The 12,743-nt window shown below is 71.9% G+C and carries 11 protein-coding genes and 2 pseudogenes; 4 read left to right on the top strand and 9 right to left on the bottom strand.

Going from position 1 to position 12,743, the window contains the following annotated elements:
• Positions 1 to 4 precede the first annotated feature (4 nt).
• The gene (locus tag ACQP2P_RS00540) at positions 5 to 1,837 is read left to right on the top strand and encodes an NHL domain-containing thioredoxin family protein (RefSeq protein WP_433612180.1); all 1,833 of its coding nucleotides are present in this window, start codon (positions 5 to 7) and stop codon (positions 1,835 to 1,837) included.
• On the opposite strand, the gene ACQP2P_RS00535 is transcribed toward ACQP2P_RS00540, so the two are convergent.
• The 3 genes from ACQP2P_RS00535 to ACQP2P_RS00525 are packed head-to-tail and all read right to left on the bottom strand — an operon-like array spanning position 1,834 to position 4,014.
• Positions 1,834 to 2,580 (bottom strand): LamB/YcsF family protein, encoded by a 747-nt coding sequence (locus ACQP2P_RS00535; RefSeq protein WP_433618893.1) that lies wholly within the window; start codon positions 2,578 to 2,580, stop codon positions 1,834 to 1,836. The genes ACQP2P_RS00540 and ACQP2P_RS00535 overlap by 4 nt on opposite strands.
• Positions 2,564 to 3,424, bottom strand: a complete 861-nt coding sequence (locus tag ACQP2P_RS00530) for a biotin-dependent carboxyltransferase family protein (RefSeq protein ID WP_433612178.1) — start codon at positions 3,422 to 3,424, stop codon at positions 2,564 to 2,566. Before ACQP2P_RS00530 ends, ACQP2P_RS00535 begins: the two co-directional genes overlap by 17 nt.
• Positions 3,421 to 4,014, bottom strand: coding sequence for a 5-oxoprolinase subunit B family protein (locus tag ACQP2P_RS00525; protein WP_433612176.1), 594 nt, complete (start codon positions 4,012 to 4,014; stop codon positions 3,421 to 3,423). Before ACQP2P_RS00525 ends, ACQP2P_RS00530 begins: the two co-directional genes overlap by 4 nt.
• 120 nt (positions 4,015 to 4,134) lie before the next feature.
• Between ACQP2P_RS00525 and trhA the strand changes: the two genes are divergently transcribed.
• Positions 4,135 to 4,764, top strand: a complete 630-nt coding sequence (gene trhA, locus ACQP2P_RS00520) for a PAQR family membrane homeostasis protein TrhA (RefSeq protein WP_433618891.1) — start codon at positions 4,135 to 4,137, stop codon at positions 4,762 to 4,764.
• Positions 4,765 to 4,805: 41 nt separating this feature from the next.
• Here the strand turns inward: trhA and ACQP2P_RS00515 are convergent, their stop codons facing one another.
• The gene (locus ACQP2P_RS00515) at positions 4,806 to 5,078 is read right to left on the bottom strand and encodes a DUF6458 family protein (RefSeq protein ID WP_433612174.1); all 273 of its coding nucleotides are present in this window, start codon (positions 5,076 to 5,078) and stop codon (positions 4,806 to 4,808) included.
• 86 nt (positions 5,079 to 5,164) lie between these two features.
• On the opposite strand from ACQP2P_RS00515, the gene ACQP2P_RS00510 reads away from it, so the two are divergent.
• Positions 5,165 to 5,641 (top strand): SixA phosphatase family protein, encoded by a 477-nt coding sequence (locus ACQP2P_RS00510; protein WP_433612172.1) that lies wholly within the window; start codon positions 5,165 to 5,167, stop codon positions 5,639 to 5,641.
• Positions 5,642 to 5,674: 33 nt separating this feature from the next.
• Here the strand turns inward: ACQP2P_RS00510 and ACQP2P_RS00505 are convergent, their stop codons facing one another.
• From ACQP2P_RS00505 to ACQP2P_RS00485, 5 genes and pseudogenes are all read right to left on the bottom strand, one after another.
• Positions 5,675 to 7,528, bottom strand: coding sequence for an acyl-CoA dehydrogenase (locus ACQP2P_RS00505; protein ID WP_433612170.1), 1,854 nt, complete (start codon positions 7,526 to 7,528; stop codon positions 5,675 to 5,677).
• A gap of 553 nt (positions 7,529 to 8,081) precedes the next feature.
• Positions 8,082 to 8,879: pseudogene (locus tag ACQP2P_RS00500) on the bottom strand (PP2C family protein-serine/threonine phosphatase); the annotation flags it as partial.
• Between the two features lie 119 nt (positions 8,880 to 8,998).
• Positions 8,999 to 9,206: pseudogene (locus ACQP2P_RS00495) on the bottom strand (serine/threonine-protein phosphatase); the annotation flags it as partial.
• A 47-nt stretch (positions 9,207 to 9,253) separates the two neighbouring features.
• Entirely contained in the window at positions 9,254 to 9,841 is a 588-nt protein-coding gene (locus ACQP2P_RS00490; protein WP_433612168.1) for a septal ring lytic transglycosylase RlpA family protein, read from the bottom strand.
• Between the two features lie 200 nt (positions 9,842 to 10,041).
• Complete coding sequence (locus ACQP2P_RS00485) at positions 10,042 to 11,811, bottom strand: proline--tRNA ligase (RefSeq protein WP_433612166.1); 1,770 nt, start codon at positions 11,809 to 11,811, stop codon at positions 10,042 to 10,044.
• A 146-nt stretch (positions 11,812 to 11,957) separates the two neighbouring features.
• On the opposite strand from ACQP2P_RS00485, the gene ACQP2P_RS00480 reads away from it, so the two are divergent.
• The gene (locus ACQP2P_RS00480; RefSeq protein ID WP_433612164.1) at positions 11,958 to 12,731 is read left to right on the top strand and encodes an endo alpha-1,4 polygalactosaminidase; all 774 of its coding nucleotides are present in this window, start codon (positions 11,958 to 11,960) and stop codon (positions 12,729 to 12,731) included.
• The last annotated feature ends 12 nt before the right edge of the window (positions 12,732 to 12,743 follow it).

Genomic DNA, 12,743 nt, shown 5'->3' with positions numbered 1-12,743 from the left:
GGAAATGCCGGAAAAGTACGCCAGGGTCCGCGCGCCCGAGCTCAAGGGCCGCGGCTGGCTCAACGTCGACCAGCTCAGCCTCCAGGACCTGCGCGGCAAGATCGTGCTGCTCGACTTCTGGACCTTCTGCTGCATCAACTGCCTGCACGTGCTCGACGAGCTTCGCCCGCTCGAGGAGCGCTTCGGCGACGTCCTCGTGACGATCGGCGTGCACAGCCCGAAGTTCGAGCACGAGAAGGACCCGGACGCGCTGGCCGCCGCGGTCGAGCGCTACGGCGTCGACCATCCGGTGCTGGACGACCCCGAGCTGAACATGTGGCAGCAGTACGCCGCGAAGGCGTGGCCCACGCTGACGGTGGTCGACCCCGAGGGCTACGTCGTGGCCAACATGGCCGGCGAGGGCCACGCGCAGGGGCTCACCAAGCTCATCGAGGACCTGATCGGCGTCCATGAGGCCAAGGGGACGCTCCGGCGGGGAAACGCGCCTCATGTCGTACAGAACAGTGATCTGACGCTTCTGCGGTTCCCCGGCAAGGCGCTCGCGCTGCCCGACGGGCACTTCCTCGTCGCCGACGCCACGCACCAGTCGCTCGCCGAGCTCGACGCCGACAACGAGACGCTCGTGCGGCGCATCGGCACCGGCAAGCGCGGCCGCAAGGACGGCACCGAGCCCGAGTTCTCCGAGCCGGGCGGCCTGTGCCTGCTGCCGCCGCACGCGGCCGAGGTCGCCGGCTACGACGTCGTCGTCGCCGACACCGTCAACCACCTGCTGCGCGGGCTCAAGCTCAAGACCGGCGAGGTGAGCACGGTCGCCGGCAGCGGGCGGCAGTGGCGCGGGACGGTGGACTTCGACGCGCACGACTCGCTCGCGGTGGATCTCTCCTCGCCGTGGGACGTCGCCTGGTACGACGACCGGGTGGTCATCGCGATGGCCGGCATCCACCAGCTGTGGTGGTTCGACCCGGTGCGCCGCACGGCCGGCATGTACGCCGGGACGACCGTCGAGGCGCTCAAGGACGGCCCGCTGCACGAGGTGTGGATGGCCCAGCCGTCCGGCCTGTCGGCGTCGCCCGACGGCTCCCGGCTGTGGATCGCCGACAGCGAGTCCTCGGCCGTGCGCTGGATCGAGGACGGCGAGATGCACACCGCGGCCGGCCAGGGGCTGTTCGACTTCGGCCACGTCGACGGGCCCGCCGACGAGGCGCTGCTGCAGCACCCGCTCGGCGTGCTCGCCCTGGCCGACGGCAGCGTGCTCGTCGCCGACACCTACAACGGCGCCGTCCGCCGCATCGCCGGCGGGCGCGTCTCGACCGTGCTCGACGGGCTGTCGGAGCCGAGCGACCTGGTGCTGACCGCGGACGGCGACATCGTCGTGGTCGAGTCGGGCGCGCACCGCCTGGTGCGGCTGGGCGCGGGCACGCTCGCGGCGGCCGGCATCGACGTGGCCGGGGTGCGGCACCGCACCGAGCGCCCGCCGACCATGCTGGCGCCGGGCGAGGTCGAGCTCGACCTGATCTTCGAGCCCGCGCCGGGGCAGAAGCTGGACGAGTCGTTCGGCCCGTCGACCCGGCTCGAGGTCTCCGCCTCGCCGCCGGAGCTGCTCCTGGAGGGCGCGGGCGTGACCACGGACCTGCGCCGCCGCCTGGTCCTCTCGGCGGATGTCGCCTCGGGCGTCCTGCAGGTCGTGGCCCAGGCCGCGACCTGCGACGTCGACGCCGAGTTCCCGGCCTGCCACCTCACCCGCCAGGACTGGGGCGTGCCGATCCGCGTGGTGCACGACGGCGCGGCCCGCCTGCCCCTGATCCTGCGCGGGATGGACGCCCCGGACCGGGCCTAAGCCCCGTCGTCCTGGACGAAGGCCGCCACGGGGACGCCCGCCGCGACGAGGGCGTCCCGCACGGCCCGGGCCATGTCGGCCGCGCCGGGAGTGTCGCCGTGCACGCACAGCGACTCGATCGGCATCGGGATCACCGAGCCGTCGACCGCCTCGACCACGCCGTCGACCGCCATGCGCACGGCCCGCGCGGTCACCGCGGCCGCGTCGGTGACGAGCGCGCCGGGCTGGGAGCGCGGGACGAGGCGGCCGTCGGGGAGGTATCCGCGGTCGGCGAACCCCTCCGCGACCACCCGCAGCCCGCGCTCGGCCGCGAGCCCCGCGAGCACCGAGCCCGGCTGGCACAGCACCGGCAGGTCCCCGGCGGCCGCGGCCGCGGTCACGACGGCCACGGCGTGGCCGGCGTCGACCGCCGCGGCGTTGTAGAGCGCGCCGTGCGGCTTGACGTACGCGACCGGCCCGAACGCGGCCAGGGCGCCGATCTGGTAGCGCAGCTCGTCGGCGAGCTCGTCCGGCGGCACGTCGATCCGGCGCCGGCCGAAGCCGGCCAGGTCGCGGTAGCTCACCTGCGCGCCCACCCGCACCCCGAGCGCCCCCGAGCGGTCGCTGACCCGGCGCATGGTCGCCGGGTCGCCCGCGTGGAAGCCGCAGGCGACGTTCGCGCTCGTCACGATCGTCAGGAGGGCGTCGTCGTCGCCGAGGCGCCAGATGCCGAAGCCCTCGCCGAGGTCACTGTTGAGGTCCACCACGGAACCGAACGCTATCGCCCGGCCGGGCCTGCGCGAGCAGCGGCAGATCGGCGGCGTGGACGACCGCGACCACCGGGTAGCCGCCGGTCGTGGGGTGGTCGGCGAGGAAGACCAGCGGCCGGCCGTCGGCCGGGACCTGCACCGCGCCGAGCACGATCCCCTCACTGGGCAGCTCCCCGGCGTCCGCGCGGGTCAGGGCCGGACCGTCCAGCCGGGTCCCGACCCGGTTGCTTTCACTGCGGATCCTGTACTCCCCGGTGCCGAGCCGCCCCGCGTCCGTGAACAGGTCGGCGCGCGGCCCCCACGCGATCCGCAGCACGACGGGCCCGCCGAGTGCGGCTCGGGGCGCCAGGTCCACGGGCGCCGGTGCGCGCCCGGGTGCGCTGAGCGGGAGCCGGTCCCCGGCGCGCAGCACGGGCGGGCCGAGCAGCGACAGCGTGTCCGTCGAGCGGCTGCCCAGCACCGGGTCGGGGGCGAGGCCGCCGCCGACGGTGAGGTACGCCCGCAGCCCCGAGACAGCCCGCCCGACCTCGATGCGATCGCCCGCCCGCACGGGCACGGGCGCGTTGAGCGGGGCCGGGCGGCCGCCGACCCGCAGCGGCGCGGCGGCCCCGGTGAGCGCGACGGTGCCGGCCCGGGTCGCGACCGCCGCGAACGGCCCGAGCGTGATCTCCAGCCCGGCCGCGCCCGGCGCGTTGCCCACGAGCCGGTTGCCGAGCTCGAGCGCCGGCCGGTCCAGCGCGCCCGAGCGCGCCACGCCGAGGTGCGCGAAGCCGGGCCGGCCGAGGTCCTGCACGGTGGTGAGCGGGCCGGCGACCTCGACCCGCAGCTCGGCGCTCATGCGGCCCGGAATCGCACGGTGCGGCCCGGCGTCATGAGCGCGGGCGGGGTGCGGGCCACGTCGAAGAGCTCGGCCTCGGTCCGCCCCACGATCCGCCAGCCGCCCGGGGACGGGGTCGGGTAGACGCCGGCGAACTCGGCGGCGAGCGCGACCGAGCCGGCCGGAACGCGGGTGCGCGGGGTGGGGAGGCGGGGGATGTTCCAGGGCAGGCCGCGCAGGTACGCGAAGCCGGGCGCGAAGCCGCAGAACGCGACCATAAAATCGGTGCTCGTGAGCTTGTCGACCAGGCCGGCGACGCTCAGCCCCGCGAGCTCGGCGACGAACGGCAGGTCCATCCCGTCGAAGCGGACGTCGACGGTCAGGGGTGGCTCGGGCAGTTCCGACGCCGGATCGAAGGTCCAGTTGGACAGTCGCGCGGCCAGTCCCACGGGGTCGGCCACCCCGTCGAGCAGGACCGTGCGCGCGCCGGGCACGATGTCCACCACCGCGAGGCGACCGGCGGCCCGCTCGGCGTCCAGCGCCGCGAACCAGTTGAGGGGAGTGTCGACCTCGATGAGGAGCGCGTCGGCGCCGACCCGGCGAAACTGCACGCCGCCACGATAGACGTCACATCGCCGCTACTTGCGAGTAACCTACGGTACCGTAACCTTGGAGTCGTGACCGTGAAGTCCGAAACCCGCCTGCGACCGGTCGACCTCGGCAAGCCGCGGATGCGCGGCTGGCTGCACGCCTACGCCGCGGGCGTAGCCGTGATCTGCGGCATCGTGCTGTGCTCGCTCGCCGCCACCCGCCCCGGCTGGGGCCCGTTCGTGAGCTGTGTCATCTACAGCCTGACGGTCGTCGCGCTCTTCGGCACCAGCGCGCTGTACCACCGCCGGGTCTGGTCCGGGCGCGGATACAAGATCATGCGCCGGCTCGACCACTCCATGATCTTCATCTTCATCGCGGGCACCTACACGCCGTTCAGCGTGCTGCTGCTCAGCGGCCACACCCGGGTGGCGATCCTGGCCACGGTGTGGACGGGCGCCGTGCTGGGGGTCGCGATGAAGATGGGCACGGCGATGAGCAAGCGGCGGTGGCTCTCGGCGCCGCTGTACGTGGCGCTGGGCTGGGTCGCCGTCGCCGTGCTGCCGGACATCCTGCACGTGGGCGGCGTGACCGCGCTGGTCCTGACCCTGGCGGGCGGGGCCTTCTACACGATCGGCGCGGTGTTCTACGCCCTGCGCCGCCCCAACCCGTGGCCGACGGTCTTCGGCCACCACGAGTTCTTCCACGCGTGCACGCTGGTGGCCGCGATCTGCCACCACATCGCGATCTACTTCGCCCTTTACGCGCGCTGAAAAGGGGCCGGTCCAGGACCGGCCCCTCGTTGGTCCAGCGTTCAGTAGCGCCGGGTGCGCCGCTCGATGACCTCGTCGGCCGAGGGCGGGATCACGGTGCCGGCCGCGGGCGGCGGCGGCGGCGGGGCCGCCGCGACCACCGTGCGGCGGCGCGAGTTCCAGAAGTACAGGGTCAGGACCAGGCCGACGAGCCCGGCGAGCTGGAGGATCCAGCCGATCGTGTCGAGGTTGAACGGGCCCACGTCGGTGTCCTTCAGCCCGAACGTCAGGATCGCGCCGACAACGATCAGTAGGATGCTTCCGCCGATACCCATCGAAGGCCTCCCGAGGCGTCTGTTGGGTAACTGTCTGTGGCAGGGATACCCACGCGGGACGTTCTTCAATCGGGGAGGCTGTGCCCATGACCGTCCGCACGCTCATCCTTCTGCGGCACGCCAAGGCGGCCGACCCGGACGACTACGCCACCGACATCGAGCGGCCGCTCGCGCCGCGCGGGCACCGCGACGCCGCCGCGGCCGGGGCGTGGCTGCGGGAACAGTCCCTCCGGCCGGACGCCGTGCTGTGCTCGACCGCCGTGCGGACCCGCGAGACGCTCGCGGAGCTCGGCATCGACGCGCCGGCCGTGTTCGAGCACCGGATCTACACCGGCCCGGCCCTCGACACGCTGGAGCTGCTCCAGCAGGTCGGCGTGACGGTCGAGACCCTGCTGCTGGTGGGGCACAACCCGACGCTGTCCGATTTGTCGCACGAGCTGGCCCCGTACGCCCTCAAGGACCGCGGCCTGGCCACCTCCGGCATCGCGGTGCACCGGTTCGAGGGCGCCTGGTCGGGCCTGTCCACGGCGGAACTCACCGCGGAGCACACGGGACGAGGTTAAGTGGGAGGGCTCCGTTGCCCTCCCACTCAAGCATCAGAACGAGTCTTCGCCGACCTGCATCGCGTCCAGCGTCGTCGACTCGATGACCCGCCGGTCGGCGCCCACGCGCGGCAGCACCTCGTGCGCGAAGAACTTCGCCGCGGCCACCTTGCCCTCGTAGAAGGCCTTGTCCGCGGGCGACACCGCGCCGGCGAGGGCCTTCAGCGCCACCTCGGCCTGCCGCTGCAGCAGCCAGCCGACCACGATGTCGCCGAGGTCGAGCAGGAACCGCCGGGTGTTGAGGCCGACCTTGTAGAGCGCCTGCGGGTCGCCGGCCTGGGCCTCGCCCAGCCAGCCGGTGAAGATGCCCAGGATCTGCTGCACCTCGGCGAGCGCCTTGCCCAGCGCCGCGCGCTCGACCTTGAGCTGCCCGTTGCCGCCCTCGGACTCGAGGAACTGCTGGATCTCGCCGGCCACGGTGAGTAGCGCCTTGCCCTGGTCCTTCACGATCTTGCGGAACACCAGGTCGAGGCTCTGGATCGCGGTCGTGCCCTCGTACAGCGTGTCGATCTTCGAGTCGCGCACGTACTGCTCGAGCGGGTAGTCCTGCAGGAACCCGGAGCCGCCGAAGGTCTGCAGCGACTCGTGGCCCAGCAGCTCGTAGGCACGCTCCGAGCCGACACCCTTGACCAGCGGCAGGAGCAGGTCGTTGACCCGCTTGGCGATCTTCGCGGCCTTCTCGTCGCCCGCGGCCTCGGCCAGGGCCACCCGGTCCTGCCAGGTCGCCGTGTAGCAGACCAGGGCGCGCAGGCCCTCGGCGTAGGACTTCTGCATGAGCAGGGAGCGGCGCACGTCCGGGTGGTTGATGATCGTGACCCGCGGCGCGGCCTTGTCCGTGGAGACCAGGTCGGCGCCCTGCACGCGGCTCTTGGCGTATTCGAGCGCGTTGAGGTAGCCCGTCGACAGCGTCGCGATCGCCTTGGTGCCGACCATCATCCGGGCGTACTCGATGATGAGGAACATCTGCCGGATGCCCTCGTGCACGTCGCCGAGCAGCCAGCCCTGGGCCGGCACCCCGTGCCCGCCGAAGGTGACCTCGCACGTGGTGGACACCTTGAGGCCCATCTTGTGCTCGACGTTGGTCACGAAGACGCCGTTGCGGTCCTTGAGCTCGCCGGTGTCGGCGTCGAAGTGGAACTTCGGCACGACGAAGAGCGAGAGCCCCTTGGTGCCGGGGCCGCCCGCGCCGGGCGTGTCCACCGGCCGCGCCAGCACGTAGTGCACGATGTTCTCGGCCAGGTCGTGCTCGCCGCTGGTGATGAAGCGCTTGACGCCCTCGATGTGCCAGGACCCGTCGGGCTGCGGGATCGCCTTGGTGCGGCCCGCGCCGACGTCGGAGCCGGCGTCCGGCTCGGTTAGCACCATCGTGGAGCCCCACTGCTTGTCGACGAAGAGCTTGGCCCACTTCTTCTGCTCCTCGGTGCCCTCGATCCGCAGGGTGTTGGCGAACGAGGGGCCGGAGGCGTACATCCAGATCGGCGCGTTGGACCCGAGCACCAGCTCGGCCAGCGACCACCACAGCGCGCGCGGCGCCGCCGTGCCGTCGAGCTCGGCGGGCAGGTCGAGGCGCCAGAACTCGGCGGCCATGAAGGCCTCGTAGGACTGGCGGAACTTCTCGGGCATGCGCACGGAGAAGGTCGCCGGGTCGTAGACGGGCGGGTTGCGGTCGCCGTCGACGTAGCTCGCCGCGAGGTCCTCGCGCGCCAGCCGGTCCACCTCGCCGAGGATGCTGCGGGCGGTGTCCACGTCGATGTCGCCGTACGGGCCCTGACCGAGGACCTTCTCGACGCCGAAGACCTCGAACAGGTTGAACTCAAGGTCCCGCAGATTGCTCTTGTAATGGGTCATCGCGGAGTGGCCCCCGTCTCTGGGTCGCAGCATCTCGTGCCGAGGAGCATGGCCGACGTGGGTTACCAGTCGGTAACAGCCATCTTATTACTCGCTGGTAACGAGGAACAAGGCGCACCCGCGAGTGAACCAGGCCACAGCGGAGCCCACTGAGTACCGCCCGGGAGCAGTTGAGTAGCGGACACGCCGTCACCCCCGGGTGACGTGGTCGTTGATCGGTTACTCCCAGTCAGAAGGAGGGCCGCCGCCATGATCGTCCGCCTCATGGGCTCGCTCTTCGCCCCCAAGTACCCGCGCTTCTACACGGGCCGCCACCGCGCCCCGATGCGCCGACTCATTCCCCGCCAGAGGGCCGTCGAAGCCGCCTAGGTTTTTGCTCGGGCCCGCGTCACCTGCGGACCGTCGCTCCCGCCAGGAATCCCGACGTCCGTGGGTGGCCAAGAGCCGCCGCCTCCGCGGTGGCTGCGGCCGCTCGGCCGGCGGCGCCCCACGACCATGGGCCGCCGCCGGCGGGCCGCGGGCGACCGCGACGGCCCCCGCGCCGCGCTGAGCGCTACGAGGACGCCACTCCCGCGCCGCCGATTTCCCAGCTCGGCACCGCCGCCTGCGGCTTCACGCCCTGGTACTCCACCAGCACGAGCGCGATGTCGTCGTCGAGCCGCCCCCGCACCCACTCCACGAGCGCGCTCTCGAGCGACTTCAGCCCGTCGGCGACCGTACCGTGCCCGAGCAGCCGCTGAGCCCGCTCGGCGGTCGGGAAGAACTGCCCGTCGCGGCGCGCCTCGGCCAGCCCGTCGGTGAAGAACAGCAGCCGGTCGCCCGGCTCCAGCCGCTCCACACGCGGCTTGACCACCGGCATGAAGCCCAGCGGGGGCGCGTTGGCCGGCGGGTCGAGCGGGATCACGCGACCCCGGCGCAGCAGCAGCGGGGCCGGGTGGCCGCAGTTGACGATGGTCAGGGTGCCGCCGCGCTCCTCGATCAGCGCCGCCGTCACGAAGTCCTCGTCGCCCAGCGAGCGGGCCACCGCGCGGTCGAGGTCGGCGACGATCGCGCGCAGGTCGGCGCGCTCGAAGGCGACATGGCGATACGACCCCAGCACGATGCTCGCCAGGCGCACCGCGTCGAGGCCCTTGCCGCGGACGTCGCCGATGATCATGCGCACGCCGTACGGGGTGTCCAGGGCCTCGTACAGGTCGCCGCCGATGTCCGCGGCGGCGCTGGCCGAGATGTAACGGGCCGCGACCGTCAGCGGGCCGACCTGGGGGCCCAGCGGGCGCAGCACGGCGCCCTGGGCGACCTGGGCGAGGTGGGACAGCTCGGCGTACCGCGCGATCTGCCGCTGCCGGATCGCCCCCACGGCGGATCCGATCCCGCTGGCCACGAGCACGCCGCCGAGGTTCAGCATCAGCACGAGCAGGCGATCGCGGCTGTGCATCAGCTCGATCGAGCAGAAGACGAAGGCCAGCAGCGTGGCGGTGCTGCCCACGGCGAGCACCTCCGGCCACGACGCGAACGCCGCGGCGAGGAAGGGCGCGGCCGCGAGCAGGCCGACGTAGTCGGCCCGGAAGCCGTCCGCCACCTCCGCGGTGAAGACGAGCGCGAGCAGCACGAAGGCCGCGCCGACACCGGCACGGGCTTCGGGAAGCAGCTGACGTTTCATAGGTCCGGCCAACAGCATGCCACCAACCGACCGCCGGACCGCTCCATCAAACGGCCGGGTCTGCCTTACTTGAGTACTTCATACTTCGCGTTGATTACTCCAGCGCTCACCGAAGCGACCTTCACGAAGGCGCCCTTGGCGAGATCGAGACAGCGTCCCGCTACGAAGGGTCCCCGATCGTTGATCCGTACGTCGACGGACTTGCCGTTGGCCAGGTTCGTGACCCGGACGATCGTGCCGAACTTCAGCGTCTTGTGAGCCGCGGTCAGCCCGTTGGGGTCGAAGTTCTCGCCGTTCGCGGTCTTCTGCCCATCAGCGTAGTACGACACCTGGCAGGTGCCGCTGTCCGCCACCTCGGCCGGCGCCTTGGTGGTCGGGCTCTTGCTCGGCGTCTTGGTCTTGCTCGGCGTCCTCGAGGGCGTCGGGGAGGCCGTGACCTGCACAGACGCCAGTCCCTGGTCGAGGCTCGGCTGAGCCGAGGGCGACGGGCGCTCGCCGCGGTCCGCGCGCTCCTGCGGGCTGCGCGGGGCGTCGACCGCCGCGACCGGCTTGGGGTCGTCACCGCCGAGATTGATGGTCGCCACCGCGACCCCGACGAGCACGACGACGGCACCGACCCCGGCGATGATCGGGATGAGGTGACGGCGACCCACAAAGGAATGTCGGCCGGACAACGTCTGCACCCTTCGTCGACAGCAAGGTCGTGACTGAACGTATCCGCCACTCCCGCTCGGCCGTCAAACCGAAGAGTGCTTCATGTGGTGATTTGCCCGCATACTTCCGTCCGTTCGGCCGATCCGCCAAGGAGCCGATCGGCCGAACCCGGAAATGCCGAAACTGTACGGATAGCGAACTAGGAGCGAACGGCCGCGACCACCGCGTCGACCGCGGTGCCGGTCTCGATCTCCGTCTTCTCGCCCGACTTGCGGTCGCGGAGCTCGACCACGCCGTCGGCGAGCCGCTTGCCGACCACCACGATCGTCGGCACGCCGATGAGCTCGGAGTCGTTGAACTTCACGCCCGGCGAGACGTCCTTGCGGTCGTCGAGCAGCACGGTCAGCCCGGCCGCCTCGAGGTCCGCGGCCAGCCGCGCGGCGCCGTCGCGGATCTCCTCGGTCTTGCCCGCGGCGACCACGTGCACGTCGGCCGGGGCCAGCTCGCGGGGCCAGCACAGGCCGCGCTCGTCGGCGGTCTGCTCAGCGACCACGGCGACCGCGCGGGTCACGCCGATGCCGTAGGAGCCCATCGTGACGATCTGCGCCTTGCCGTTCTGGTCGAGCACCGACAGGCCCAGGGCCTTCGCGTATTTGCGGCCGAGCTGGAAGATGTGCCCGATCTCGATGCCGCGCGCCTGCTCCAGCCGGCCGCCGTCGACCGGGCAGATGTCGCCGTCGACGATCCGGACCGCCTCGATGGTGCCGTCGGGCGTGAAGTCCCGGCCGGCGACGAGGTGCACGACGTGCTTGCCCGGCTCGTCGGCGCCCGTGATCCAGCTCGTGCCGTCGACGACCCGGGGGTCCACCAGGTATCTGATGCCGGAGGAGTTCTTCTCGCCCAGCACGCCGGGGCCGATGTACCCCTTCACGAGCGCCGGGTGCTGCGCGAACTCGGCCTCGGTCATGGGCGCCACCTCGGCCGGCGCGACGACCGCCTCGACGCGGCGCAGGTCGACCTCGCGGTCGCCGGGCACGCCGACGGCCAGCGGCTCGCGCTTGCCGTCGGGCATGGTCAGCATGAGCATGACGTTCTTGAGCGTGTCGGCGGCGGTCCAGGCCCGGTCCTCGCGCCGGAGGTCCTCGCGGGCGTTGAACAGGTCGACCAGCGTCTCGATCGTCGGCGTTTCGGGCGTGTCGGCGACCCGGGCCGCGGGCTGGCCCTCGATCGGCAGCGCGGCGGGCGGCGGGGTCACGACCGCCTCGACGTTGGCCGCGTAGTCGCCGTTGGCGCAGCGCACGAACGTGTCCTCGCCGATGTCGCAGAGGGCCAGGAACTCCTCGGAGGCGCTGCCGCCCATCGCCCCGCTCGTCGCCGAGCAGATCACGTAGTCGAGGCCGAGCCGGTCGAAGATCTTGACGTAGGCCTCGCGGTGGCGGCCATATGCGGCGCGCAGGCCGTCGTCGTCGACGTCGAAGGAGTACGAATCCTTCATGACGAACTCGCGGCCGCGCAGGATGCCGGCCCGGGGACGCGCCTCGTCGCGGTACTTCGACTGGATCTGGTACAGCGTCAGCGGCAGGTCCTTGTACGAGGAGTAGAACTCCTTCACGGCGAGCGTGAACATCTCCTCGTGCGTGGGGCCGAGCAGGTAGTCGCCCTGGCGGCGGTCCTTGAGGCGGAAGATGTTGGGGCCATACTCAGTCCAGCGGCCGGTCGCCTCGTAGGGCTCGCGCGGCAGCAGGGCCGGGAACGAGAGCTCCTGGCCGCTGATCGCGTCCATCTCCTCGCGGATCACCCGCTCGACGTTGCGCAGCACCCGCAGGCCCATCGGCAGCATGGTGAAGATGCCCGGCGCGACGCGGCGCACGTAGCCCGCGCGGACCAGCAGCTTGTGGCTGGCGACCTCGGCGTCGGCAGGATCCTCGCGCAGTGTCCGCAGGAACAGCGAGGACATCTTCAGGACCATCTGTGTCCACCTTCTTGTGGCCGTTTCCGTCACATTGGACGATACCGAACGCGTCTTGCGGGTTTTTCGGCTGACGGGACCGTCGTGCACTCGGAGCGCTCCCGGCTTTCACCCGGTCCCGGGCCCGACGAGCCGATATCGCGACCATGCGTCGACTCCTCATGAGCGCCCTGGCCGCCACGGCCGCCGTCCTCGCCGTGGCCGCCCCCGCCCAGGCCGCCACCCCGGCCCGCTGGCAGCCCACCGTCGGCCTGAGCTGGCAGATGCAGTTCAGCGGGAAGCTTGACACGAGCGTCGAGGCGCAGGTGTACGACATCGACGGCGCCGACTCCACGAAGGCCCAGGTCACCGCGCTGCACAAGGCGGGGCGGAAGGTCGTGTGCTACGTGGACGCCGGCTCCTACGAGAACTGGCGCGCGGACGCCGGGCAGTACCCGGCCTCGGTTCGCGGCAAGGCGCTGGACGGCTGGCCCGGCGAGCAGTGGCTCGACGTGCGCAACTGGACCGTGCTCCGGCCGATCCTGGCCGCGCGCTTCGCCGACTGCAAGGCCAAGGGCTTCGACGCGGTCGACCCGGACAACATGGACGGCTACAGCAACGACTCCGGCTTCCCGCTCACCGCCGCCGACCAGCTCACGTTCAACCGCCGGGTGGCCGACCTCGCGCACGGCCTGGGCCTGGCGGTCGGGCTCAAGAACGACCTCGATCAGGTCAAGGCGCTGCAGCCGGCGTTCGACTTCGCGGTCAACGAGTCCTGCCGGGAATACGGTGAATGCGGTCAGCTCAAGCCGTTCATCGCCGCCGGTAAGCCGGTGTTCCACGTGGAGTACGGGCCCGCCCAGTGCCCGACCCCGGCTTCGTTGCAGTTCAGCAACATCCGCAAGAACGTGAACCTGAACGCCTTCCGCGCCGCCTGCTAGAACCGGCGCGGC

This window comes from Dactylosporangium sp. CA-139114, assembly GCF_050955725.1.
In the GTDB taxonomy this organism is placed as follows: domain Bacteria; phylum Actinomycetota; class Actinomycetes; order Mycobacteriales; family Micromonosporaceae; genus Dactylosporangium.
The sequence above is the reverse complement of the archived record's forward strand: the minus strand, read 5'-3'. Positions and strand labels throughout refer to the sequence as shown.

Coding starts and splice junctions, on each gene's coding strand:
- ACQP2P_RS00540 (WP_433612180.1), top strand. CDS start 5: ATGCCGGAAAAGTACGCCAGGGTCCGCGCGCCCGAGCTCAAGGGCCGC.
- ACQP2P_RS00530 (WP_433612178.1), bottom strand. CDS start 3,424: ATGAGCGCCGAGCTGCGGGTCGAGGTCGCCGGCCCGCTCACCACCGTG.
- trhA (WP_433618891.1), top strand. CDS start 4,135: ATGCGCGGCTGGCTGCACGCCTACGCCGCGGGCGTAGCCGTGATCTGC.
- ACQP2P_RS00515 (WP_433612174.1), bottom strand. CDS start 5,078: ATGGGTATCGGCGGAAGCATCCTACTGATCGTTGTCGGCGCGATCCTG.
- ACQP2P_RS00510 (WP_433612172.1), top strand. CDS start 5,165: ATGACCGTCCGCACGCTCATCCTTCTGCGGCACGCCAAGGCGGCCGAC.
- ACQP2P_RS00505 (WP_433612170.1), bottom strand. CDS start 7,528: ATGACCCATTACAAGAGCAATCTGCGGGACCTTGAGTTCAACCTGTTC.
- ACQP2P_RS00485 (WP_433612166.1), bottom strand. CDS start 11,811: ATGGTCCTGAAGATGTCCTCGCTGTTCCTGCGGACACTGCGCGAGGAT.
- ACQP2P_RS00480 (WP_433612164.1), top strand. CDS start 11,958: ATGCGTCGACTCCTCATGAGCGCCCTGGCCGCCACGGCCGCCGTCCTC.